A 23,991-nucleotide genomic window follows, 5' to 3' on the forward strand; every position below is an offset into this window, starting at 1 on the left:
GGTTGATCATGGAAAAACGGGACCGGCTGTACGAGGGCAAGGCCAAGGTGATTTTCGCCACCGAGGATCCCAACCTGTATGTTCAATATTTCAAGGATGACGCCACCGCCTTCAATGGGGTGAAAAAAGGCACCATCACCGACAAAGGCGCGGTCAACAATCTGGTGGCCTCCAAGCTGATGACCATCCTGGAAGCGGTGGGGATTCCGGTTCATTTCGTCAAGCGTCTCAACGCCCGGGAACAACTGATCCGCAAGGTGGAAATCATCCCGGTGGAGGTGGTGATCCGCAATGTGGTGGCGGGTTCCATGGCCAAGCGGCTCGGACTGCCCGAAGGTCAGGCCCTCCCCAGGCCGATCCTGGAGTTTTATTACAAGGCCGACGCCTTGGACGACCCCCTGGTCATCCGCGACCATGTGCTGGTATTCGGCTGGGCCTCGGAGGCGGAACTGGCCTGGATCGAACAGACCTGCCTGCGCATCAACGATGTGCTGATCGGCTTTTTCGCCAACATCGGCATCCGTCTGGTGGATTACAAACTGGAATTCGGACGTCTGGCCTCCCAGCCGGGTCAGGTGGTGCTGGCGGATGAAATCTCGCCGGATACCTGTCGGCTGTGGGATCTGGTCACCGGGGAGAAACTGGACAAGGATCGTTTTCGTCGTGATCTCGGCGGTGTGGTCGAGGCCTATCGCGAAGTGGCCCGGCGCATGGGATTGGCTCTCGACTCATGACCACGCGCCCCGTCCTCGTGTGGCCGGGGGAGGTGTGCGACTCCCGGTTGCAGCTCTCTTTCTGGCCCGATGAGCTGGAGGTTCCGGTCTTTGTGGCCCGGTACGTCTATTTCATCGCCCTTTCCGAGCCTTTGGGCTACAAGGGAGAAGAGCGGCTCGCCGCCCTGTTGAACGCGGTTCCCAGGGAGTTGGCGCTGCATGCCTTTGTCCGTCCACCGTTGGTGGTGATTCCCCGTTTCGGATCCATCTCCCCCTGGTCCACCAAGGCCACGGAAATCGTGCGGGGATGTGGATTGACCGGGGTTTCCCGGGTCGAACGGGGCGTGCTGCACGACTTCGGCGACCATCGGGTCAACCGCGCCCAACGGGAACGGCTCGCGCCGTTGCTCCACGACCGCATGACCCAGTCGGTGTGCGACAATCTGGTGGAGGCGATGGGACTGTTTTCCACGGATACCGCCCGCCCTCTGGTTTCGGTGCCCGTGGAGGAGCTGGAACGGGTCAACACGGAGTTGGGGCTGGCCTTGTCGCTGGAGGAGATTCATTATCTGGCGGATCATTTCCGACGGGTCGGACGTCATCCCACGGACGTGGAACTGATGATGTTCGCCCAGGCCAATTCCGAGCACTGTCGGCACAAGATTTTTAACGCCGCCTGGGTGATCGACGGTCGGGAGCAGCCGGAGACCCTCTTCGGCATGATCCGGGAAACCGAGGCCCGCACCCCGTTTCCCGCCTTGTCGGCGTATTGCGACAATGCTGCGGTGATGCGGGGCGGACCGGGGGAGCGGTTTGTCCCGGATGCCACCGGGGTGTATCAGGCCACGCCGGGTGATCTGCATCTTTTGATGAAGGTGGAAACCCACAACCATCCCACGGCCATCTCTCCGTTTCCGGGAGCGGCCACCGGTTCCGGGGGGGAGATCCGCGACGAAGGGGCCACGGGACGGGGTTCCCGGCCCAAGGCGGGATTGACGGGATTTTCCGTTTCCAATCTCCAGTTGCCCGGCGCGGTCCGGCCCTGGGAGGAGGATTACGGCAGACCCGGACGGATCGTCTCGGCACTGGAAATCATGATCGAAGGGCCGTTGGGGGCCGCGGCCTTCAACAACGAATTCGGACGACCCAACCTGACCGGTTATTTCCGCACCTTCGAGCAGCGGGTCGGGGGTGAGGTGCGGGGGTATCACAAGCCCATCATGGTGGCGGGTGGCGTGGGCACCATCGGACCGGAACAGATCGTCAAGCGTCCCCTGACACCGGGAGCGTTGATCATCCAGATCGGCGGGCCGGCCATGCTGATCGGCCTGGGGGGTGGGGCCGCCTCTTCCCAGACCAGCGGAGCCTCCCTGGCCGAGTTGGATTTCGCCTCGGTGCAGCGGGAGAACGCGGAGATGCAGCGCCGTTGCCAGGAGGTGATCAACGCCTGTGTGCAATTGGGGGTGGACAATCCCATTCTCTCCATTCACGACGTGGGGGCGGGTGGACTCTCCAACGCGGTCCCCGAGTTGTTGCACGGGGGCGGGGTGGGGGGACGGCTCGACTTGGAGAATATCCCCAACGACGATCTGGCCATGTCCCCCATGGAGATCTGGTGCAACGAGGCCCAGGAGCGTTATGTCCTGGCCATCGAGCCTCGGGATGAGGCGTTGTTCGCCGGTTTTTGCGCCCGGGAACGGTGTCCTTTCCGGGTGTTGGGTCAGGCCACCGCAAAGCCGGATCTGGTGCTGGAGGATGGACGCACCGGGGAGATCGCCATCGATCTGCCCATGGAGGTGCTGTTCGGCAAGCCTCCCCGCATGACCCGTCGCACCCAGAACCGGGTGCCGTTGCGCATGCCGTTCGATACGCGCCAGATCTCCTTGCGCGAAGCCGCCGAGCGGGTGTTGCGTCTGCCCACCGTGGCGGACAAGGGATTTTTGATCACCATCGGGGATCGGACCGTCACCGGGCTGGTGCATCGGGATCAGATGGTGGGCCCCTGGCAGGTGCCGGTGGCGGACGCGGCGGTGACGTTGCGGGATTATCAGGGATTTGCCGGCGAAGCCATGGCCATGGGGGAACGTACCCCGGTGGCGTTGCTGGATCCGGCGGCGGCGGCCCGGCTGGCGGTGGGAGAGGCGCTCACCAATTTGGTGTCCGCGCCGGTGCAATCCCTGGAACAGGTCAAGCTCTCCGCCAACTGGATGGCCGCCGCTTCCCATCCCGGTGAGGACGCCGCCTTGTTCGCGGCGGTGCGGGCCGTGGGGCTGGAACTCTGTCCGGCTTTGGGGGTCGGCATCCCGGTGGGCAAGGACTCCTTGTCCATGAAGACGGTCTGGGAAGAACAAGGCTCTCCCCGTTCCGTCACCTCGCCGGTTTCGTTGATTGTCTCCGCGTTCGCGGTGGTGGAGGATGTGCGGGGCTCCCTGACCCCGCAGTTGCGCACCGATCTGGGACCGACGGATCTGCTGTTGGTGGATCTGGGCCATGGCCGGGATCGGTTGGGAGGATCGGCGGTGGCCCAGGTGTTCCGGCAGATGGGGGATGAACCCCCGGATCTGGATGATCCGGCGGCGTTCAAACGCTTTTTCGCCGAGATCCGCGCCTTGACCGACGCGGGGATGATTTTGAGCTATCACGACCGCAGCGACGGCGGATTGTTCGTGACCCTGTGCGAAATGGCCTTCGCGGGTGGCACCGGGTTGGAGATCGAACTGGATGGATTGGGTAAGGATACCCTGGCGGCACTGTTTTCCGAAGAGTTGGGGGCGGTGTTGCAGGTGCGGCGTTCCCAACTGGAGATGATCCGGGACCGTTTCAGCCGGCAGGGCATTCTGGCCATCCGGGTGGGTGCGCCGGTGCAAGGTGACCGGATCCGTTTCGCCCGGGAAGGGCAGGAGGTGCTGGGAGCGGAGCGGATTCACTACCGTCGGTTGTGGTCCGAGACCAGTTGGCGTCTGCGCGCCTTGCGGGATGATCCCCTGTGTGCCCGTCAGGAGTACGATGCCCTGTACGACGCCGGGGATCCGGGTCTGTCGGTGCGGATGACTTTCTCCCCGGCTCCCATGATCAATCGGGGTGCCCGACCCGAAGTGTTGATCCTGCGGGAGCAGGGGGTCAATGGTCATGTGGAGATGGCCGCCGCTTTCCACGCTGCCGGTTTCGACGCCGTAGACGCCACCATGACCGATCTGGTGAGCGGTCGGATTCAACTGGAGCGTTATCGGGGGCTGGCGGCCTGTGGCGGGTTCTCCTATGGCGACGTGCTGGGAGCCGGACTGGGATGGGCGCGGTCGATCCTGTTCAATCCCGCATTGAAAGAGTCGTTTCAGCGTTTTTTCCATCGCGCCGACACCTTTGCTTTGGGCGTGTGCAACGGTTGTCAGATGATGAGTGCCCTCCAGGAGTTGATTCCCGGCGCCCAGGGATGGCCCCGATTCGAGCGCAACCGCAGCGGTCGCTTCGAGGCCCGGTTGGTGGGGGTGGAGATCGGTGCCACGCCGTCGGTGCTGCTGTCGGGCATGGCCGGTTCCCGCCTGCTGGTTCCCTGCGCCCACGGGGAGGGGCGGGCCGATCCGATGGTGTCGGATCACGCCTTGATCGCCGCCCGTTATGTGGATCACCGGGGACATGTGACGGAAACCTATCCGGCCAATCCCAATGGTTCACCGGGGGGCATCGCCGGTGTGACCAGTCGGGATGGCCGTGTGACCATCCTGATGCCGCACCCGGAGCGGGTGTTCCGTTGGGTGCAGCACTCCTGGATTCCGGATGGCGCCCAGGGGGAGGCGCCTTGGTCCCGGATGTTTGGCAATGCCCGGTCTTGGTTGGATGGGGCGTGACATGGCGGGTTGAAGAGTCGGGAGAAGACCCATGGACGAAGATGAAATCTCGGAACAAGAAGGGTCCAAGCCTGGGAAGAACAAGCGCCTCCTGCTCGGAGCGCTGGTTATTGGCGCGGTGTTGATTGCGGGTGGCGGCTGGCTGGTCGCCACCAAATTGTTGAAAGGCATGTCCGGGGCCGAGCAGGCGCATCACGAGGTGGCACCAGGGGAAAAAACGGTGCGTCAGACGGGTCCGCTCACGGGATTGCCCTCCGGAATCGAAGGTCCGGAACCGCCTCCTTCCCTTTCTCTTTCGGTCCAGGGGGTGAGTGTGGATCAACTGACCGTGTTGGTCATGGAGAGCGGAGAGCGGCGTGTTCAGGGGAGGGTGTACAATCAGGGGCGTCAGCCGTTGATGGCCGCCCGGGTGGATATTCAGTTTCTGAACGCCAATGGAGAGGTGTTGCTGTCGCGCCCGATCAATCCGATGGTGGTTTCGGGAGGGGTTTTTGGTGATCAGTCCGAACCCTTGCCGGCTGGTACCGGACGGACTTTCCTGGTTTCCACCGATGACATCCCCACCAGTTGGAGCGGTAAACTCGCTGCCCGGGTCCGGGAGATCCAGTTCGGAGGGCAACTGCTGGTCGAGGTGGCCCAACCATGAGTTTTTCCCGATTGGTGTTGGCCTCCACCTCCCCTTATCGACGGGAGTTGCTCGAAAGACTGGGATTGCCTTTTGCCGTGGCCGCTCCCGGTGGCGAGGAGAGATCTTTGCCCGGGGAACCCCCGGAGCGGATGGTGTGCCGTCTGGCCGAAGAAAAGGCCCGTTCCGTGGCGTCGCTTGATCCCGACGCGGTGGTGATCGGTTCGGATCAGGTGGCGGTGATCGACGGACGGGTGATGGGCAAACCGGGCACTGTCGAAAACGCCGCCGCCCAGTTGCGTCTGGCCTCCGGGCGGGAGGTGGTGTATTGCAACGGCTTGTGCCTGTTGAGTCCCACCGAACCGCGCCGACAGATCGCGATGATTCCTTTCCGGGTGTTTTTCCGGACGCTGAGCGACGATCAGATCCAGCGTTATCTGGAGCGGGATCGGCCTTTCGATTGCGCCGGAGGATTCAAATCCGAGCGTTTGGGCATCGCGTTGTTTTCCCGTATGCAAGGGGATGATCCCACCTCCTTGATGGGATTGCCCCTCATCGCCTTGACCGGCATGCTCAACCGGATCGGGATGCCGGTCGTGTGAACATGCCTCGGCTTCTGCGCCATTTGCTTCTGCGGTTTGAACGGTTGCGGCATGGCGTGCCCCTGACGGTGCAGGCCCTGATTGTCACCGGGGCGGCGGGGGTGATGTTCTGGTTTCTGCAAGATTCCCTGCATACCCAAAGGCTGCGGGAGATTGTGCAGAACTATCTGTTCGAGGATCTGCGCCGGGCCGTGCATATCGACTGGCTGCGGTTGGATGAGCGGTTGCGTTTGCAGGTGCGCACCACCCGTCTGCTGGTGGAACGCAAAGCGTTTGTGGATTATGTCACCCAACTGGAGGGGGTGGGCTGGTCCCAGAGTGGCAGCGTGGCCCTGATCCGTCATCAGGAGCCTCCGGGCTGGTGGCCTGTGCGCCGGACCTTGCGGGAACTGGGTTACGAGGTCCATGCCCTGCTGGTGGATGGTCTGGGGCGTCCCCGGGAACTTCAGGCCGCCAAAGGCAAAAGTTTGCCCCTGACCACCATGGAGGCGTTCGCCAAAGAGTGCCTCTCCGTGGAGACCGGCAGTATTTTGCGGGTTGACGGAGGGATATCGTATTATATGAGTTGTGCCGCTTTGGATGGTCCCGCCGGTGGGGTCCGGGCCGTGCTGCTGCTGGTCGCCCCTTTGGACAACGATTTTTTGTTGTCGTTCGACGCCTTGCGTGACCAGGATGGCATGCTGGTCTTTCTGGACGAATCCGGTCAGCGGGTCATGGCCAGCAGTCGTCCCGATCGGGTGGCGGGCGCCACGCCCCTCAAGGAGTTGCAAGCCAATTACCTGATGTTCGGCAAGGAGATCGCCGATGACAGTCTGTCATCCACGGTTTACATCCGTTTTGCCGGTTTGATTCCCAAGAGCCGTCTGGACGAGTTGTCCATGTATCTGGTGGAAGAAGGCCGAAAACAGTGGGCGATTGGTCATTTGTTGATGATTGCCGTATTTGTTCTCATCATTTACTGGATGGGCCGGACCATGGAGAACTTGACCCGGCGGATGGTGACGTTTGCCCGGCAACGCCTGAATCTCTCCTTGTCCGCCGCCGCTCCCGGCAATGCCTTGCGCCAGATGATTCAGCAGTTCGACATGCTTTCCGCAGAGATCGAAGAGGCCCGCTCCCGGGAGGCTCAGGCTTCGGCGCGTCTGGCCCAGTCCAATCAGGCGCTGGAGTCGTCGTTGACCATGCTCAAACGGACCCATGTGCAACTGTTGGCCTCGGAAAAGATGGCGGCCCTCGGAGGTCTGGTGGCGGGAGTGGCCCATGAGATCAATACCCCGGTGGGCATCGGCGTGACCGCCGCTTCGTTTCTGGAAAGCAAGACACGGGAGTTCCAGAACCGTTATCTCGAAGGGAACATGTCCCGGGCCGACCTGGAAGCCTATCTGCAAGATGCCAGCGAAGCGTCGACGATGATTCTGGCCAATCTGATCCGGGCCGCCGAACTGGTGCGCAGTTTCAAGCAGGTGGCGGTGGACAGCAGCAGCGAGGCTTCCCGGTTGTTTGATTTTCATACGGTCATCCATCAGATTCTGCAAAGTCTGCATCCACGCCTGAAAAAAACACCCCACAAGGTGACGGTCGTCTGTCCCGAGGATCTGGTCCATTTCGGTCGGCCCGATGTTTTTTCTCAAATCATTACCAATTTTGTGCTAAATTCGTTGCAGCATGGCCTGATGGATGATCAGGCCGGAGAGATGCGCATCGAAATGGCCAGCAGTGGGGCCGAGATCGTGCTTCACTACGCGGATAACGGGCGGGGCATGGGTGAAGAGGAGCGGGGGCGCATCTTTGAACCCTTTTTCACCACGGCCCGGCACAAGGGGGGAAGCGGCTTGGGTATGCATATCGTCTTCAATCTGGCCACCGCCACCCTGGGTGGGGAGATTCGCTGCCAGTCCGCGCCGGGTCAGGGCACGGCGTTCACCATTACCTTTCCCGCCCGTCGTGAACGCTCCCTGGCGGAGTCGCTGTCGGCTTCGGAGCGGTCCGCATGAGCAACGCCAGCGATCTGCTGTTCGCCGACGATTCTCCCCCGGTCGGGAACTCGCCATTCCCCCGCCGGCGGGAGCCATCCCCTCCCCGGCGGGAACTGCGTCCTTGGAAAGTGATGATCGTCGATGACGATCCGGACGTGCATGCCTTGAGTTGTCTGGTGTTGCGTCAGTTCAGCTTCGAGGGACGGGGCTTGAACTTTGTCCATGGCTACTCCCGAATGGATGTCGAACGGTTGATGGGAGAACATCCGGATACGGCGGTTTTGCTGCTGGATGTGGTGATGGAGAGTGATCATGCCGGGTTGGAGGCGGTGCGTTTCATTCGTGAAACCTTGAAGAATCGTTTTGTCCGCATCATCCTGCGCACCGGTCAGCCGGGTTATGCCCCGGAACAAAAGGTCATCCTGGATTACGACATCAACGACTACAAAGAAAAAGCCGATCTGACCGACATCCGTTTGACCACGGCGGTGATCACTTCGTTGCGCTCGTATCGGGACATGATGATCATCGAGCACAACCGTCGGGGCCTGAAAAAGATCATTCATGCCACCGGCAGTCTGTTTGAGCCGCGCTCCATCACCAAACTGGCCGCTGGCGCCTTGACCCAGTTGGTTTCCATTCTGGGACTGGATGAAAGCGCCTTGTATGCCCAGGCTTCCGGGTTGGCGGTCAACGAAGAGAGCGGACGACTGTTTCTGTACGCCGGGACCGGTCGTTTCAGCGACCGGATCGGGGAATCTTTGGAAAGCGTGGTGGATCTGGACACCATGGAGACCGTCCGGCAGGCTCTGGCGCGACAGGAGAGTCTGTTTGAAAACGACTGTTTCATGGGTTATTTTCGTACCCGTCAGGGTTCGGTCAATCTCTTGTTGCTCAAGGGGATCGGTCCGTTGGAGGAGTGGGACCGGGAACTGGTGCGGCTTTATGCGGCCAATGTGGGATTGGCGTTTGATAATGTGTTGATGAACCGGGAGATCTTCGAGACGCAACAGGATCTCACCTTCACCCTCGGGGAGTTGATCGAGGGGCGCAGCAACGAAACCGGCCATCATGTCAAACGGGTGGCGGAGTTTTCCCGGTTGCTGGGGAGGCTGGCGGGTCTGGGGGAGGATGACCTGGAAATGTTGTGGCTGGCCGCGCCCCTGCATGATCTGGGCAAGATCGGCATTCCGGAATCGATCCTCAGAAAACCCGGCGAACTCGACAGCGTCGAATGGGAGTTGATGAAGGATCACGCCCTGTTGGGGGCGCGCATGCTCAAGGGATCGAACCGGCGGATTTTCCGCATGGCGGGCATCATCGCGGTGCAGCACCATGAGCGTTGGGACGGAGCGGGCTATCCGTTGGGATTGAAAAATGAGGAGATTCATCTGTTTGCCCGGATCGTCTCCCTGGTGGAGGTGTTCGACGCCTTGGCCCATGAGCGGCTCCACAAAAAGGCTTGGTCTTTGGAAAGCACGCTGGAGTTTATCCGCAGTGGTCGGGGTAAGCGGTTCGATCCCCGATTGGTGGATCTGTTTTTGGAAAACCTGGATGAGTTTCTGCGCATTCGTGCGCAACTCGCCGATTTGCCATCTGTCCCGGAATCGGGGACGGAATGTGGAGTGGGGAGCAAGGGGGAATGAGCGGCAGCAAGGAAAGAGTACCTTTTTTCGTGGATGGGGCTTGGCTTCAGGCCCGTCTGGAAGGAGCGGGATTGCGGGTGGTGCAGGTGGGAGGGGAGCGGGATTATCCCCGTTTGCATGTGCCGGGTGCGGTGCTGGTCTCTTATGCGGCGTTCACCACCCAGCGGGATGGCCTGCCGGGCATGCGGCCCGAGGATGAGGATCTGGCGCCTTTGTTGGGTCGGTTGGGGATTACGTTGGATACCCCGGTGGTGGTGTACGATCTGTCGGGGGGGACCGACGCGGCCCGGTTCGCCTGGACTCTGGCCACGTTGGGACATCGGGCCGGCTGTGGGGTTTTGAATGGGGGCTTGTCGGTCTGGTATCACGAACAGCGTCCTCTTGAATCCCGTGTGCCGACGGTGACGCCGGTGGTGTGCGTGCCGGAGCCGGATGAGTCGTGGCTGGCGGAGCGGGATGCGGTGCTGGCTTTGACCCAGGGACAAGGCGAGGCCCAACTGCTCGATACCCGTTCCCGCAACGAGTATGTGGGATTGACCCTGCGCGCCCCCAGAGGACATCTCCCCGGCGCTTTGCATTGGGACTGGATGGATGCCCTGGTGGGACGCCAGGATCCCCGCTTGCAGTCGGTGGAGCGGTTGCGTGCCCAGTGTGGTGCCCTGGGATTGGAGGATCCGGGACGCGAGGTGATTCTGTATTGCGAAACCGCGCACCGTGCGGCCCATTCGTGGATTTTGTTGCGTCATCTGGGCTGGGAGCGGGTTCGTCTGTACGACGGTTCCATGGCCGAATGGCGTTTGTGCGATCTGCCGGTAGTGGCCGGCGACACCCCCCGTTAAGTCAAGGTTTTAGGATTGCCCATGTTTGATTCTCTCTCCGACCGTCTCGAAGCGGTCTTCAAGAAGCTCAAGGGACAAGGCTCCCTGAACGAGAAAAACATCCGCGACGCCATGCGGGAGGTGCGCATGGCCCTGCTGGAGGCGGATGTCCATCTGGACGTGGTCAAGTCCTTCATCGCCCGGGTGCGGGAGAAGTCCCTGGGTCACGAGGTGATGGGTTCCTTGACGCCGGGTCAGCAGGTGATTCATCTGGTTCACAAGGAGTTGATCCAGGTGATGGGTGGGGTGAACGAGCGGTTGAATCTCGCCGCCCAACCTCCGGTGGTGGTGGTGATGGTGGGTCTGCAAGGATCCGGCAAGACCACCACCACGGCCAAGTTGGCCAAGCGTCTGCTGGAAAAGGATCGTCGCAAGCCTCTGCTGGCTTCGTTGGATGTCTATCGTCCCGCGGCCATGGATCAGCTCGCCACGGTGGGCGCGGCGGTGGGGGCCAAGGTGATGCCCACCCTGCCTAGCGAAAATCCCCGGGAGATCGCCAAACGGGCCTTGCAGACCGCCCGCACCGGTGGTTTCGATGTGCTGCTGCTCGACACCGCCGGTCGTCTGCACATCGACGCGGAGTTGATGACCGAACTGGTGGATGTGGCCGAACTGGTCAAACCCACCGAGATCCTGCTGGTGGTGGACTCCATGACCGGTCAGGACGCGGTGCATGTGGCCCGCAATTTTGACGAGAAACTCAATATCACCGGGGTTATCCTCACCAAGACCGATGGTGACGCCCGCGGGGGCGCGGCCCTGTCGATCCGTCACGTCACCGGCAAGCCCATCAAGTTTTTGGGTACCGGCGAAACCCTGGATGGATTGGAGCCGTTCCATCCGGACCGGGTGGCCTCCCGGATTCTGGGCATGGGGGATATTCTCTCCTTGGTGGAAAACGTCATGGAGAAGGTGGATCTCCAGGAGACCTCCAAGCTTCAAGAAAAGCTCATGACCTCCGCCTTCACCCTGGAGGATTTCCTGGCCCAGATGCAGCAGATCAAGAAAATGGGACCGTTGGATGAGTTGATGGCCATGATTCCCGGAGTCAAGCAGGCCATGAAGGGCCGGGACATGAACGTGGACGAACGCCACTTGAAGCGGGTCGAGGCGATCATCCTCTCCATGACACCGGTGGAACGGCGCAAGCATCAACTGCTCAACGCCTCCCGCAAAAAGCGTATCGCCATGGGTTCCGGAACCAGTGTGCAGGAGGTGAATCAACTGCTTAAACAGTTCATCCAGACCCAGACCATGATGAAACGGTTCGGCAAGCTGGGTAACAAGGGATTCATGCGGGGCGGTTTCCCCGGACTGGGAGGCGGTGGATTTCCGGGCGCGGGTCTGTTCGGCGGCGGCAAACCCCCTGGTCTTTCCTGAGTTTGTATTCATCAACATGATGGAATCGTTAGTTCAAAATATCTTAATAAGGATTGACTTATAGAGTTGATGATGTTACAATTTGTGATCTTCAACCAATCAGCTTCATAAGGATCGCTCAGCAATGAAACGATATCTGTTGATCTTGTTTGCTGTTCTTTTGCTTCCCTTGAATGCCTGGGCCGGATCCGGCGTTGCCCCTGAGGGGCCGACAGTGTTTGGCATTCCGGTGGATTTCGTCCTGTTCGCCCTGGTTTTGGTGGGTGTGGCCCTGTTTCACAACAACACCCTCCAGGTGGCGCTGACGGGTGTGACCACCATCATTGTCTACAAACTGATCTTCACCGGCTTCAAGCATGGTACGGGTCTGACCGGTCTGGCCCTCCATTTCCAGCACGAGTGGGTGATTCTGGCCAACCTGCTGTGTCTGCTCATGGGATTCGCGTTGCTTTCCAACCATTTCGAGCACAGCAAAGTGCCGGATCTTCTGCCCAAGTTTCTGCCCAGTGGCTGGATGGGTGGTTTTGTGCTGCTGTTTTTGATCGGGGTGCTTTCCAGTTTTCTGGACAACATTGCCGCCGCCTTGATCGGTGGCAGCATTGCCAACGTGGTGTTCCGGGGCAAGGTGCATGTGGGGTATTTGGCCTCCATCGTCGCCGCCTCCAATGCCGGGGGATCCGGGAGCGTGGTCGGTGACACCACCACCACCATGATGTGGATCGCGGGGATTCAGCCTTCGGCCGTGTTGCACGCCTATGCGGCGGCGGTGGTGGCCTTGGTGCTGAGCGGCATTCCGGCGGCCATGCAACAACACAAATATTCCCCGATCAATGCCAATCCCCCGGAAGGCATCAAGATCGATGGCGCCCGTGTGGCCATCGTGGCCTTCATTCTGGTCATGGCGATTACCGTCAACATCATCATCAACGTGAAATACAACGAAGTCTCCGATACCTTCCCCTTCATCGGGGTGGCGGTCTGGGTGGCGTTGCTGCTGTCGGCACCGGTACGCAAACCCGATTGGGGCTTGATGCCGGAAACCTTCAAGGGGAGCATTTTCCTGCTGTCGCTGGTGGTGTGCGCCTCGCTGATGCCGGTGGAAAAATTGCCCCTGGCCTCCTGGCAGACCGCCTTCGGATTGGGATTCGTCTCCGCCGTCTTCGACAATATCCCCTTGACCGCTTTGGCCATCAAGCAGGGGGGGTATGACTGGGGCGTGCTGGCCTATTCCGTCGGATTCGGTGGCTCCATGATCTGGTTTGGCTCCTCGGCGGGCGTGGCCATCTCCAACAACTTCCCCGAGGCCAAATCCGTGGGCAACTGGTTGCGTCACGGCTGGCATGTGACTGTGGCCTATATCATCGGTTTCTTCGTGATGCTTTCTTTGGTGGGTTGGCACCCGACGGTGGATCGTTATCACGCCGACGGCGCCTCCGCCCCTGCCAGTCATGCTTCTGTCGCTCCTGCCAAAACGACTCACTGATTCTTTTCCGATTGACCGCTCGCCCCGCCTTTTCGGGTCTGTCCGGGGCGGGGCGAGCGGATCGGTTTCGGTGCATGCAAAATAACGCCTTTACTCCGGCGGCTTCCTGATGGAAAATGATGTGTTTAGCCGGTCGTCTCCCTGGATTCTTTATTTTCTTGGGCGTCCGGCGCAAAGCGTCCAGACTTGAACGAGGAGTGCGGGCCATGGCGTGGAACGATAATGGAGGGGGACAGCAAGGCCCCTGGGGACAGGGAGGGGGCGTGCCGCCTCAGCCCCCCGATATCGATCAGATCGTGCGGGTGTTGAAGGAACGAATGCACAATAATGCCCCGGTCGCCAAATTCTGGCCTGTCCTGATCGTGATCGCGCTGGTGGTGTGGATGGGAACCGGCATCTATGTGGTGGGCCCGGACGAAAACGGGGTGGTGTTGCGGTTCGGTCGTCATGTGGAGACCACCTCCCCTGGACCCCACTGGCGTCTTCCCTATCCCATCTCCTCGGTGTTGATGCCCAAGGTCACCAAGGTCGAACGGATCGAAATCGGCTACCGTTCCCGTGCCCGCACCGATGGTCGCTCCTCCGGTGACGATGTGGATGTGCCCGCGGAATCCTTCATGTTGACGGGCGACGAAAACATCATCGACATCGACATGAGCGTGCAATACCGCATCAAGGATGGTGGCGCGGCCAATTATCTGTTCAATCTGCGCAATCCCACCGGCGATCGCCACAAGGTGGTGCGTGACGCCGCCGAATCCTCCATCCGGCAGGTGATCGGACGCAACGAAATCGATAGCGCCTTGACAGCGGGCAAGGAGAAAATCCAGTCCGATGCCAAGCAGACCATGCAAAAGATTCTCGACAGTTACAACAGCGGCATCCTCATCGTCGCCGTGCAACTGCAAAAAGTCGCGCCGCCACCGGAAGTGGTGCATGCCTTCAAGGATGTGGCCAGCGCCCGGGAAGACCGGGAACGGGCCATGAACGAAGCCCAGGGTTATGCCAACGACATCCTGCCCAAGGCCAAAGGCGACGCGGCCAAGGCCATTCAGGAGGCGGAAGGCTATCGGGCCGCCAAGGTGACCCGGGCCCAGGGTGATGTCCATCGTTTCCTGGCCATCTTGAAAGAATATGAAACCGCCAGGGATGTCACCGAAACCCGGCTGTATCTCGAAGCCATGGAAGAGGTCATGAGTGGGGTCAACAAGGTGATCGTCGATCCCAAGGCGGGACACAACCTGCTGCCGTATCTGCCGATTCCGGTTCCTGGCCGTGGAGTCCGGGGGGATGCCGTCTCGAAAGGCGACGCCTCCCCAGGCAAGGGAGACGCCCCATGAACAAAAATCTTTCGGTGGGTTTCACCCTGATGGGTGTGGCCATTCTGGTGATTTTGTCCCAGTCCCTGTATACCGTTTCCCAATGGCGTCAGGCCCTGGTGGTGCAACTGGGCAAGCCGGTGGAACCGGCCATTCACGAACCGGGATTGCATTTCAAGATTCCATTCCTGCAAGAGGTTCACTTTTTCGACCGCCGTTTGCTGGAGTTCGATCAGGAACCCCAGGAGATCCTGTCGGCGGACAAGAAAAATCTCAAGGTGGACAGCTACTCCCGCTGGCGGATCGTGGATCCTTTGAAATTCTATCAGACCGTGCGGGACGAAAACGGGGCGGCGGACCGCTTGAACGACATCATCTATTCCAACATCCGCGAGGTGCTGGGACAGTTCACCATGATGGAGATCGTCTCGGAGTCCCGGGCCGATCTGACCTTGCGCATCCGGGAGCAGACCAACACCCAGGCCAACAAGTACGGCATCGAGATCGTGGATGTGCGCATCAAGCGGACCGATCTGCCCATGGAAAACTCCAAGGCGGTCTTTAGGCGCATGCAGACCGAGCGGGATCGGCAGGCCAAGCAGTATCGGGCCCAGGGTGAGGAGGAGGCGGTGAAGATTCGCTCCAAGGCGGTGCGGGAGCGGGAAATCCTGCTGGCCGAAGCCTACAAGACCGCCCAACAGATCCGGGGCGCCGGGGATGCGGAGGCCACCAAGGTCTATGCCGACGCCTATCGTCAGGATCCGCGCTTTTTCGAGTTCACCCGTACCCTGGAGGCCTACACCAAGTCCCTGGGCAAGGATTCCACCACGGTGGTGATGGAACCCACGGGCTTTTTCCGGTATCTTCAGGCTCCAACCCCGACTCCGGCTCCCCGCTGACAGCAATACAGAGAGTACCTATGCGGGATTTTTTGAGTGCCTTGGGGCTGGTGTTGATTCTGGAAGGGGTGCCCTATTTCCTGGCACCGGGTCGGATGCGGCAGTGGGTGGCCAGCATCACGGAGTTGCCCGACTCCATGTTGAGACGCACCGGCTTTTTTCTCATGGCCTTGGGATTGTTGGTGGTCTATCTGGCGCGGGGAGGGTGAGCGTGGAGGATCGGTTTGGGAGCCTGGAGGATGTACGGTTCTTGGCTGAGCCGCGCTGGGGCGAACTGGGTGAATCCCCCCGTGACTTGAGCGCGGTCACTTTGGAGTTGGGCAGCCTGGTGGGTCGCTCCACCCTCTGGACTGCGGCGGGCATTCTGGTTCCTGTGGCCATGGAGGAACTCGCCCAGGTGGGTACGGTGGATGGCCCGATTGAAGTCCATGTCGAGGCCAGACCGATCCAACGGGCGGGTCGGGTGCGGGTGCAGGTGCGGGGCCATTGCCGGGGGGTGATGCGCTTGAGCTGTGTCCGTTGTCTGGTGGAGTTTCCGTTGCCGCTTGCCGCCCGTATCGACGCCATCTTCGCCGTGGGTCCGGACCCGGCCATGAAGAACAAGAACTGGCGCATCGAAGAAGATTTGGAGTTTCTTCCCGACGGATTGCTCAAGATCCGGCATCTCGTCGAGGAAGAGTTGTTGCTCGCCCTGCCCATGAACCCGATTTGCGTCTCCGGGTGTGCCGGTCTGTGTGCCGGATGCGGGGTGGACCTGAATCGCAACCCCTGTGGTTGCCGTGCGACGGTGTCAAGCGGCCCATTCGCGGTTCTGAAAACTTTGCAATCCACCTGAACCCCTTGGACGCGGTGGTTCGGGAGTCAACGTTGCTGAATATCAATCTGGTGAAGGAGAAGATCCATGGCAGTTCCCAAAAAGAAAGTTTCACCCTCCCGTGGCGGCAATCGGCGTTCTCACAACGCCTTGACCCCTCCGGCCCTGTCGCTGTGTTCCAATTGTCAGGAACCCCGTCCGCCCCATCGGGTTTGCCCCCATTGTGGCTGGTACAAGGGCAAGGAGGTCATGGCGGTCAAGGAGTAGTCCCCGGTTCGTCGGGAGAGGATGGCGCATCGTGACCATTCGTATTGCCTTGGATGCCATGGGGGGTGATCGTGCCCCTGGCTCCCCCATCGAAGGGGCGGTGATCGCCCTGGAACAACATCCCCAGTGCGCCTTCACCCTGGTCGGTCAGCCCGATGTGATCCAGGGTGAATTGGCGCGTGTTGGCGTGGGGCCGGATCGGTTTGTGATCCATCCGGCCAGCGAAGTGGTGGGCATGGCCGAAAAACCCTCCGTCGCTTTGCGTACCAAAAAGGACTCCTCCATGCGGGTGGGGGCCAATCTGGTCAAAAGCGGCGAGGCCCATGCCTTTGTCTCCTCGGGCAACACCGGGGCGTTGATGGCAACAGCCCGGTATGTGCTCAAAACCTTGCCGGGAGTGGACCGTCCCGCCATCGTCGCGGTCATGCCTTCCATCACCGGGCAAACCCTCATGCTCGACGTGGGGGCCAATGTGGACTGCACGGCGGATCACCTGTGCCAGTTCGCCTTGATGGGCCGCATCTACGCCACCGCGGTGCTGGGCATTCAAAAGCCCCGCATCGGCCTGCTCAATATCGGCGAGGAGGAGATCAAGGGCAATGAAGTGGTCAAGGAGGCGGCGGAACGGCTCAGGTTGACCGGTGGCGAAGGGTTCATCGGCAACGTGGAGGCGTCGGACATCTTTACCGGTGGCGTGGATGTGGTGGTGTGTGACGGTTTTGTGGGCAATGTGGCCCTCAAGTCCACGGAAGGAATGGCCCGCATGCTGACCCATTTCCTCAAAGAGGCCTTCAGCGGTTCCATCTGGACCAAACTGGGCTATCTGGCGGCCAAACCCGCCTTGACTGTCTTTCGTTCCCGTGTGGATCCGCGCAAATACAACGGGGCCATTCTGTTGGGACTGAACGGGATCGTGGTCAAAAGTCATGGATCCGCCGACCCGTATGCTTTCAGTCGTGCCATCGATGTGGCGGTGGGATTGGCGGCCAACCGGGTCAACGACAAGATCCGTCGTGACATCGCGGCGTCTGCCGCCCCTGTGGGAGAGTGAACGCATGTCCAGATTGAGTGCCCGCATCATCGGAACCGGGTCTTATCTTCCGGAAAAACGCCTTCTCAATCAGGATCTGGCCCGCATGGTGGAGACCTCCGACGAGTGGGTCTTCTCCCGTACCGGCATCCGCGAGCGGCGCATCGCCGCGGATGGGGAGTTCACCTCGGACCTGGCGGTGGCGGCAGGTCGCAACGCCTTGCAGGCTGCCGGCATTCCCGCCGAATCCCTGGATCTGATCATCGTGGCCACCACCACGCCGGACCTGATTTTTCCCTCCACCGCCGCCATCGTGCAGCACAAACTGGGGGTTTCTGCCACCCGCATGCCCGCGTTCGACGTGCAGGCGGTGTGCGCGGGATTTTTGCACGCCTTGTCGGTGGCGGATCAATACATTCGCACCGGCACCTGTTGGCGGGTTTTGGTCATCGGCGCTGAAACCACCTCCCGCATCCTGGACTGGAGTGACCGGGGTACCTGCATCCTGTTCGGGGACGGGGCCGGAGCCGTGGTGCTGGAAGGGGAACTCAGCGGTGAACGGGGGATTCTGTCCACCCATCTCCACGCCGACGGCTCCCAGATGGAACTGCTGCTCACGGATGGGGGCATCTCCAGAGGCGTTCCCGCCGGCGGGGGCATGGGGGTGATCCGTATGCAAGGCAACGAGGTGTTCAAACAGGCGGTCAAGGCCATGGAGTCTTGCGTGGACGAAACCCTGCTGGCCAACAATTTGGCCAAGGAGCAGATCGATTGGCTGGTTCCCCATCAGGCCAACATTCGCATCATCCAAAGTACCGCCAAACGCCTCGGCATGCCCATGGAACGGGTCGCCGTCACCGTGGATCGCCATGGCAACACCTCGGCGGCCAGTGTCCCTCTGGCTCTCGACGAGGTGGTGCGGGCCGGACAGATTCATCCGGGACACCGGGTGCTGATGGTGGCTTTTGGCGGCGGGTTTACCTGGGGATCGGCCCTGGTCCGATGGTAACAAGGATCCTGTGGTCATGAGTCATACGCCTTCGGAAATCATCTTTCTCGGCCATTGTCCGGATCAGGTTGGACTGGATGCCCGCATCACCGGATTTTTCGCCGGGGAGCTGTTCAATATTCTCGATCTCTCCCAGCATTCGGAGCGGGGACGTTTTTTTATCCGCATCGAAGGCAGCGAGGAGGGGGAACGGCAATCCATTCAGACCTGGACCGAGAAATTCTTTCCCATCGCCCGGGAACTGGATATGGAATATTCGTTTCATGATCCCATGGAACGGCCTCGGGTAGTGATGTTGTGTTCCAAGACGTTGTCGTGTCCCCTGGAGATCATCTCCCGTTGGCTCAGCGGGGATTTGCGCATCGATCTGCGGGCGGTGATCAGCAACCATCTGGATATCGATCCGGTGGTGCGAAAGCTCGACATTCCGTTTCATCATGTTCCCACCCGGGAAAAGACCGTTGACTTCGAGCAGCATCAACTGCGCATTCTGGATCGCTACAGCCCGGATCTGGTGGTGCTGGCCCGCTACATGAAAATCCTCTCCGGTTCGTTCCTGGAGGAGGCCCGGGTTCCCATCCTCAACATTCATCACTCCTTTCTGCCCTCCTTTATCGGCAACGACCCTTACGAGCAGGCCTATCTGCGTGGCGTCAAGCTCATCGGGGCCACGGCCCATTTTGTCACCCGGGAACTGGACGAAGGCCCCATCATCCATCAGGATGTGGTGCGCATCGGTCATCAGTTCTCCGTGTCCGACATGAAGCAGGTGGGGGCCGATATCGAAAAACAGGTGTTGGCTTCCGCCTTGCGCAAATTCATCGAGCGCAAAATCATTCAATGGCAGGGCCGCACCGTGGTCTTCCACTGAAACGTCCGGGAAGTATGATCCGTTAATCAAATTTGGCATGAGATGTGCTTGGTTTGTTTAATCGGATGGTCGCAAGACCTCACCCTTGACGCATTAGGAAGATTCACCATGCAACTCATGTCCCACAAGCAACCCCTTCCCGTTCGTCCTCCGCCGTCGATGCGTCATGCCATCTTCGACGCGGAGCATCGGACAGCCGACAACGAAAATGCCCGTCGTCTCTGGGCTGCGGTCCTGGAACGGGCCATTCTGGATCTCCAGGAACAAACCACCCGGGCCGAGGCCATGGAGTGGGTCAGTTCCAACCGGCGGGGCGTTGGTTCTTTTCAATGGATCTGCCAGCAGTTGGATATGGATCCCAGTTCGGTCAAGCACGCCCTGATCAACATGTACGCCACCCAAACCATCCCGAAACGGGCCGCGCTGCGGTCGGGAGTGGGCCAGGGCGTCGTTTTGTCAAACCCCTGACACGCTCGGGGTTGCCAAAATCCTGGAGCGATTCTTGCTAATTGGAGAGACAATGGCGGAATCCTTTGGATTCCATCCACTCTTCAATCGGCAAGGATCGTCCCATGAACGTCACCAGCAGTCTTATGACCGATATCAGCAGCATGAACGTGGTTCGTGCCCGCGAAGCCTCTCAGAAAATTTTCCAGAAGGTCCAGAATCAATCTGCGGCCACCCTTCAGGTCATCAATCAACAAAACTCTGTGCCCAGCTACATGGCCTCCAAGGCTTATGTGGTCAGCATCTCCCCGCTGGCGGTGCAAAAAGGGGCCGCCCACTCCTGATCTTTCACTCGGGCCGACCCGGCAGACGTGTGGCCACTCCTTGGCCTGCGTGATTTCTCTTGAGCTTTACACGTCATCCCCCTAGGATCGTCGGTATTGCTTCAGATCGTCATCATGTCTTTAAGGAGAGATCATGGCCAAATACACGCTGCCCCCCAGGCTTACGGATTGGAAACAGTATCTCAAGTCCGGTGACCGGATTTTCATCGGCTCGAACGCCGCCTGTCCCCACGCCTTGACCGATGATCTCGTCAAGCACGCCGGCGACTTTCGTGATCTGGAGATGGTCCATATTCTCATACTCGGTCCCCATCCGTGGACCGAAGCCAAATATGGCCGAACGTTCAACGTCAACTCCCTGTTTCTTGGCCCCGGCACCCGCAAGCCGGTGGCCTCCGGAGTGGCGGATTACACGCCCTGTTTCCTGTCCGAGATTCCTTCCCTGTTCACCGACGGGGTATTGCCCATCGATGTGGCCCTGATCCAGGTTTCGCCGCCGGATCAGTACGGCTACTGCTCTCTGGGACCGTCGGTGGATATCGTCGCTTCGGGCTGGAAATCCGCCCGGTGCGTCATTGCCCAGATCAATGCCCAGGTTCCCCGCACTCTGGGTGAGAGTTTCATCCATGTCAGCTCCATTCATGCTTGCATCGAAGCCGATCTGCCCATGCCGATGCTGGCCCCCCCGGAACTGGATGACACCGCCATTCGCATCGGCCAATACGTGGCCCAATTGATCGAGGATGGCTCCACCTTGCAAATGGGCATCGGACGCATTCCGGATGCGGTGCTGCGCGCCCTCCCGGGACACAAGAATCTGGGTATCCATACCGAAATGTTTTCCGATGGGGTGATCGACCTGTTTCGCGCCGGGGTGATCAATAACGCGCAGAAAACGCTGCATCCAGGCAAGATGATCGTTTCGTTCTGCATGGGAACCCAAAAATTGTATGATTTTGTGGATAATAATCCGCATGTGGAGTTTCACCCCTCCGAGTATGTCAACAATCCCGCCATCATCGCCCGCAACCATAAAATGGTGGCCATCAACAGTGCCATCGAGGTGGATTTAAGCGGTCAGGTGGTTTCGGACTCGGTGGGACGACGTTTCTACAGCGGCATCGGCGGACAGGTGGATTTCATTCGGGGTGCGGCCATGAGTCCGGGGGGACGACCCATCATCGCCTTGCCCTCCACCGCCAAGAACGGCACCATTTCCAAGATCGTTCCGTTTCTGACCGAAGGGTCGGGGGTGGTCACCTCCCGGGGGGATGTCCACTATGTGGTGACCGAATACGGTATCGCCACCCTGCGGGGGAAAAGCATCCGGGAACGCGCCCTGGAACTGATTCAGGTGGCCCATCCCGATTTCCGGGATACGTTGCTCTCCCAGGTGCGCACCCAGCACTGGGTTCCGGATTACCAGATTGCCCAGCCCAGTCGGATCGAGGAGTTGGGGGATCCCCAGGTGGTCAAACTGCGTCTCAAAGGCGGGGTTTACCAGATGCGACCGTTGCGGGCCGCGGATGAGCGGATCTATCAGAATTTCTTCTATTCCCACGACGACGAAACCGTGTTGCAACGCTATCGGTACCGCCCGGACGGCATGTCCCGTCAGAAGGCCAGTCACATGGTCAACGTCAATCAAAGTCGCGATCTGGCGTTATGCATCGTGCGGCGCAAGGGGCCGCATGAAGCCATTCTGGCGGTGGGGCGTTATTTCTGGATGGAGTCGGAGAATACCGGGGATGCCAGCTTTGTGGTACGGGAGGGCAATCGGGCCAAGGGGATGGCCAGCAGTCTGCTCAAGACCATGATCGATATCGCCCGCTCCCGCTCTCTGGTCGCTTTGAGTTGCGTGGTGCGGGTGGACAACAAACCCATGCGCAAGCTGTTGGAGAAGTTCTCCTTCGAGACCCACGCCGGCGGCGAACCCATGGAGTTGAAAATGGTGCTGTCTCTGACTCCCGGACCTACTCCTGGGGAGTGTCCGTCAACCCCGGAGTGAAGTGGCAGACCTGATTGCGTCCCTTTCTTTTGGCGGTATAGAGGGCCAGGTCCGCAGCCTTGAGCAAGGCTGCGGACCCCTCTTTCCCCGCCTCGGGGAAGATGGCCACGCCGATGCTCACGGTGACTTTCAGGTCATCGATCACCATTCTTTCGATACTTTGGCGCAACCGTTCCGCGGACCGGCCCACGCCGGCCTGTCCTGTGCTGGGCATGATGACGCAAAACTCTTCGCCGCCATAGCGGCAGGGGTAATCCACGGAGCGGAAATGCCCCTGCATCACCTGGGCGATCCCTTTGAGGACACGATCCCCCTGATCGTGTCCGTGTTCGTCGTTGAACCGTTTGAAGTGGTCCACATCAAACAGCAGCAAACCCAGAATCAGGCCATAACGCTTGGCCCGGTCGTACTCCTCCACCAAGGCGGTGTCGAAGCGGCGGCGGTTGTAGAGTCCGGTCAGGGCGTCGGTATTGGAGAGTTTGCGCAGTTCGTCTTCCAGGGCTTTTTCCCGGGTGACGTCGCGGATCATGGCGGCGGATCCGATGGGGGCACCATGGGAATCGATAATGGTCGCGGCATGGGTTTGCAGCATGCGGTTGTTGAACCAGGCCAGTCCCGGCAGTTCGTGTGCGTGATCTTTGCACAGGGCCTGCATGTGTTCCGGATCGTTGAACAGTTGCAGGAATCCTTCCGCGCGGATTTGATCCGATGATTTGCCCAGCAGTCGTTCGGCAGCCGGATTGACCAGGGCCACCTGTTCGAGGCGGTCGGTCACCACGATGCCCTCCTGGGAGCCGAGGACGATGGTGTTGAGTTTGTCGTGTTCGCCCCGCAGGTTGTCCCAGGCGGTGCTCAACTGGGTGGTCATCTGGTTGAAGGCGGCGGCCACCTGACGGAATTCGGCGCATCCCTCTTCGGGGATGGCCCGGCTCAGGTTGTTGTTTTCGGGAGTGGTCAGGATGCGGGCCATGCGTTCCAGAGGAGTCACCGCCGAACGACGTACCGCCAGATGGATGATCGTCATGACCAAAGCGGCGATCAGGGTGCCGAAACCGAAGATCCACCAGCGGGCCTTTTCCACATCCTCCCGTGCCTTGGCCAGGGACATGGTGAGCTTGATCACGCCCCGGAGTGGTTCGGTTTGACCATGGCAGGCACGACACTCCTCCTGGGAGGGGATCGGGGCGACAAAGGTCAGCAGTGGGGTGCCCTTGGCGGGATCCTGTTCGTAGAGCGGAACCTCGCGACCCGTGGTGAGCACCTTGCGCAAGGCTTCGGAATCCTTGGCCAATACCTGAACTTTATTTTCTTTTTTGCGCAGGGGGAAACGGTCGCCTCCGAGACGGCCATTGACGATGCGGATGGTGTCGTTGGTGAGGAACGCTTCGCTGCCATCGTGACGCAGAATGCGGAAATCCACCACGTCTGCCACACTTTCCAGATTTTTGATGAAATCAGCCGCAATTTCCGCGTCGCCGGCGAGCATGATGGTGCGCAATCCGCTGGCCACGCTTTTGGTGACCAACAACACGGCCCGTTCGTTTTGGCTCATGATGAGGTGTTCGTGGATCCGGGAGACCAGGGCCGACAGACCCAGCCAGCCGACAATGAAGGTGACTCCCACATAGACCAGGATCCGACCCCCCAGCCGGTCCATGATGCCATTCATCTGTCCGGTAACCGGGAAGATTTTTGGGAAGCGTGACAACCAAGTGATCATGGCGACAATCTGGATTGGGGTGGCTGACAGTCCGGGCTACGAGGCAAGCCTGGGACGGAAAAAAAAGGGTGTATGACGCGCTTTATGCCAACGATCAAGTATGCATGATAATTTG

Annotated in this window: 21 protein-coding genes; 20 read left to right on the forward strand and 1 reads right to left on the reverse strand. The window is 60.1% G+C overall.

Going from position 1 to position 23,991, the window contains the following annotated elements; genetic code table 11:
• Positions 1-8: 8 nt before the first annotated feature.
• The 20 genes from HQL98_00565 to HQL98_00660 all read left to right on the forward strand — a co-directional run bounded on the left by HQL98_00565 (position 9) and on the right by HQL98_00660 (position 22,156).
• Complete coding sequence (locus tag HQL98_00565; GenBank protein ID MBF0270553.1) at positions 9-734, forward strand: phosphoribosylaminoimidazolesuccinocarboxamide synthase; 726 nt, start codon at positions 9-11, stop codon at positions 732-734.
• A complete protein-coding gene (purL, locus tag HQL98_00570) occupies positions 731-4,558 on the forward strand; it encodes a phosphoribosylformylglycinamidine synthase (protein ID MBF0270554.1) in 3,828 nt (1,275 codons plus the stop codon). Before HQL98_00565 ends, purL begins: the two co-directional genes overlap by 4 nt.
• Before the next feature lie 31 nt (positions 4,559-4,589).
• Positions 4,590-5,204 carry a hypothetical protein gene (locus HQL98_00575; protein MBF0270555.1) on the forward strand — a complete coding sequence of 205 codons (615 nt, stop codon included), beginning with the start codon at positions 4,590-4,592 and terminating at the stop codon, positions 5,202-5,204.
• The gene (maf, locus tag HQL98_00580; protein MBF0270556.1) at positions 5,201-5,785 is read left to right on the forward strand and encodes a septum formation inhibitor Maf; all 585 of its coding nucleotides are present in this window, start codon (positions 5,201-5,203) and stop codon (positions 5,783-5,785) included. Before HQL98_00575 ends, maf begins: the two co-directional genes overlap by 4 nt.
• Positions 5,782-7,779, forward strand: a complete 1,998-nt coding sequence (locus tag HQL98_00585) for a HAMP domain-containing histidine kinase (GenBank protein MBF0270557.1) — start codon at positions 5,782-5,784, stop codon at positions 7,777-7,779. The genes maf and HQL98_00585 overlap by 4 nt, the downstream gene beginning before the upstream one ends.
• Positions 7,776-9,407, forward strand: coding sequence for a DUF3369 domain-containing protein (locus HQL98_00590; GenBank protein MBF0270558.1), 1,632 nt, complete (start codon positions 7,776-7,778; stop codon positions 9,405-9,407). Before HQL98_00585 ends, HQL98_00590 begins: the two co-directional genes overlap by 4 nt.
• On the forward strand, positions 9,404-10,246 hold the full coding sequence (locus HQL98_00595; protein MBF0270559.1) for a sulfurtransferase: 843 nt from the start codon (positions 9,404-9,406) through the stop codon (positions 10,244-10,246). Before HQL98_00590 ends, HQL98_00595 begins: the two co-directional genes overlap by 4 nt.
• Positions 10,247-10,267: 21 nt before the next feature.
• Positions 10,268-11,665, forward strand: coding sequence for a signal recognition particle protein (ffh, locus tag HQL98_00600; GenBank protein ID MBF0270560.1), 1,398 nt, complete (start codon positions 10,268-10,270; stop codon positions 11,663-11,665).
• 124 nt (positions 11,666-11,789) lie between these two features.
• A complete protein-coding gene (locus HQL98_00605) occupies positions 11,790-13,148 on the forward strand; it encodes a citrate transporter (protein ID MBF0270561.1) in 1,359 nt (452 codons plus the stop codon).
• Positions 13,149-13,354: 206 nt separating this feature from the next.
• Positions 13,355-14,488, forward strand: a complete 1,134-nt coding sequence (gene hflK, locus HQL98_00610; GenBank protein ID MBF0270562.1) for an FtsH protease activity modulator HflK — start codon at positions 13,355-13,357, stop codon at positions 14,486-14,488.
• Entirely contained in the window at positions 14,485-15,366 is an 882-nt protein-coding gene (gene hflC, locus HQL98_00615; protein MBF0270563.1) for a protease modulator HflC, read from the forward strand. Before hflK ends, hflC begins: the two co-directional genes overlap by 4 nt.
• Positions 15,367-15,386: 20 nt before the next feature.
• Positions 15,387-15,575 carry a DUF2065 domain-containing protein gene (locus tag HQL98_00620; GenBank protein ID MBF0270564.1) on the forward strand — a complete coding sequence of 63 codons (189 nt, stop codon included), beginning with the start codon at positions 15,387-15,389 and terminating at the stop codon, positions 15,573-15,575.
• Positions 15,576-15,616: 41 nt separating this feature from the next.
• Positions 15,617-16,201, forward strand: a complete 585-nt coding sequence (locus tag HQL98_00625; GenBank protein ID MBF0270565.1) for a DUF177 domain-containing protein — start codon at positions 15,617-15,619, stop codon at positions 16,199-16,201.
• Positions 16,202-16,267: 66 nt separating this feature from the next.
• Positions 16,268-16,447: a 50S ribosomal protein L32 gene (rpmF, locus tag HQL98_00630; protein MBF0270566.1), complete on the forward strand. Its 180-nt coding sequence runs from the start codon at positions 16,268-16,270 to the stop codon at positions 16,445-16,447.
• Between the two features lie 31 nt (positions 16,448-16,478).
• Positions 16,479-17,498: a phosphate acyltransferase PlsX gene (plsX, locus tag HQL98_00635; GenBank protein ID MBF0270567.1), complete on the forward strand. Its 1,020-nt coding sequence runs from the start codon at positions 16,479-16,481 to the stop codon at positions 17,496-17,498.
• Positions 17,499-17,502: 4 nt separating this feature from the next.
• Positions 17,503-18,486 carry a ketoacyl-ACP synthase III gene (locus tag HQL98_00640; GenBank protein MBF0270568.1) on the forward strand — a complete coding sequence of 328 codons (984 nt, stop codon included), beginning with the start codon at positions 17,503-17,505 and terminating at the stop codon, positions 18,484-18,486.
• 16 nt (positions 18,487-18,502) lie between these two features.
• Positions 18,503-19,357, forward strand: coding sequence for a formyltetrahydrofolate deformylase (gene purU, locus HQL98_00645; protein ID MBF0270569.1), 855 nt, complete (start codon positions 18,503-18,505; stop codon positions 19,355-19,357).
• A 108-nt stretch (positions 19,358-19,465) separates the two neighbouring features.
• On the forward strand, positions 19,466-19,825 hold the full coding sequence (locus HQL98_00650) for a hypothetical protein (GenBank protein MBF0270570.1): 360 nt from the start codon (positions 19,466-19,468) through the stop codon (positions 19,823-19,825).
• A gap of 104 nt (positions 19,826-19,929) precedes the next feature.
• Complete coding sequence (locus tag HQL98_00655; protein MBF0270571.1) at positions 19,930-20,148, forward strand: hypothetical protein; 219 nt, start codon at positions 19,930-19,932, stop codon at positions 20,146-20,148.
• A gap of 133 nt (positions 20,149-20,281) precedes the next feature.
• On the forward strand, positions 20,282-22,156 hold the full coding sequence (locus HQL98_00660) for a GNAT family N-acetyltransferase (GenBank protein MBF0270572.1): 1,875 nt from the start codon (positions 20,282-20,284) through the stop codon (positions 22,154-22,156).
• Here the strand turns inward: HQL98_00660 and HQL98_00665 are convergent.
• Positions 22,122-23,825: a diguanylate cyclase gene (locus HQL98_00665; protein MBF0270573.1), complete on the reverse strand. Its 1,704-nt coding sequence runs from the start codon at positions 23,823-23,825 to the stop codon at positions 22,122-22,124. The genes HQL98_00660 and HQL98_00665 overlap by 35 nt on opposite strands.
• Positions 23,826-23,991: the final 166 nt, after the last annotated feature.

Source organism: Magnetococcales bacterium (genome assembly GCA_015231755.1).
Classification (GTDB): Bacteria; Pseudomonadota; Magnetococcia; order Magnetococcales; family Magnetaquicoccaceae; genus Magnetaquiglobus.

Bases quoted from the DNA above. Each gene is read 5' to 3' on its own strand.
- HQL98_00565 (MBF0270553.1), top strand. From the start codon at position 9: ATGGAAAAACGGGACCGGCTGTACGAGGGCAAGGCCAAGGTGATTTTC.
- purL (MBF0270554.1), top strand. From the start codon at position 731: ATGACCACGCGCCCCGTCCTCGTGTGGCCGGGGGAGGTGTGCGACTCC.
- HQL98_00575 (MBF0270555.1), top strand. From the start codon at position 4,590: ATGGACGAAGATGAAATCTCGGAACAAGAAGGGTCCAAGCCTGGGAAG.
- maf (MBF0270556.1), top strand. From the start codon at position 5,201: ATGAGTTTTTCCCGATTGGTGTTGGCCTCCACCTCCCCTTATCGACGG.
- HQL98_00590 (MBF0270558.1), top strand. From the start codon at position 7,776: ATGAGCAACGCCAGCGATCTGCTGTTCGCCGACGATTCTCCCCCGGTC.
- HQL98_00595 (MBF0270559.1), top strand. From the start codon at position 9,404: ATGAGCGGCAGCAAGGAAAGAGTACCTTTTTTCGTGGATGGGGCTTGG.
- ffh (MBF0270560.1), top strand. From the start codon at position 10,268: ATGTTTGATTCTCTCTCCGACCGTCTCGAAGCGGTCTTCAAGAAGCTC.
- HQL98_00605 (MBF0270561.1), top strand. From the start codon at position 11,790: ATGAAACGATATCTGTTGATCTTGTTTGCTGTTCTTTTGCTTCCCTTG.
- hflK (MBF0270562.1), top strand. From the start codon at position 13,355: ATGGCGTGGAACGATAATGGAGGGGGACAGCAAGGCCCCTGGGGACAG.
- hflC (MBF0270563.1), top strand. From the start codon at position 14,485: ATGAACAAAAATCTTTCGGTGGGTTTCACCCTGATGGGTGTGGCCATT.
- HQL98_00620 (MBF0270564.1), top strand. From the start codon at position 15,387: ATGCGGGATTTTTTGAGTGCCTTGGGGCTGGTGTTGATTCTGGAAGGG.
- rpmF (MBF0270566.1), top strand. From the start codon at position 16,268: ATGGCAGTTCCCAAAAAGAAAGTTTCACCCTCCCGTGGCGGCAATCGG.
- HQL98_00640 (MBF0270568.1), top strand. From the start codon at position 17,503: ATGTCCAGATTGAGTGCCCGCATCATCGGAACCGGGTCTTATCTTCCG.
- purU (MBF0270569.1), top strand. From the start codon at position 18,503: ATGAGTCATACGCCTTCGGAAATCATCTTTCTCGGCCATTGTCCGGAT.
- HQL98_00650 (MBF0270570.1), top strand. From the start codon at position 19,466: ATGCAACTCATGTCCCACAAGCAACCCCTTCCCGTTCGTCCTCCGCCG.
- HQL98_00655 (MBF0270571.1), top strand. From the start codon at position 19,930: ATGAACGTCACCAGCAGTCTTATGACCGATATCAGCAGCATGAACGTG.
- HQL98_00660 (MBF0270572.1), top strand. From the start codon at position 20,282: ATGGCCAAATACACGCTGCCCCCCAGGCTTACGGATTGGAAACAGTAT.
- HQL98_00665 (MBF0270573.1), bottom strand. From the start codon at position 23,825: ATGAATGGCATCATGGACCGGCTGGGGGGTCGGATCCTGGTCTATGTG.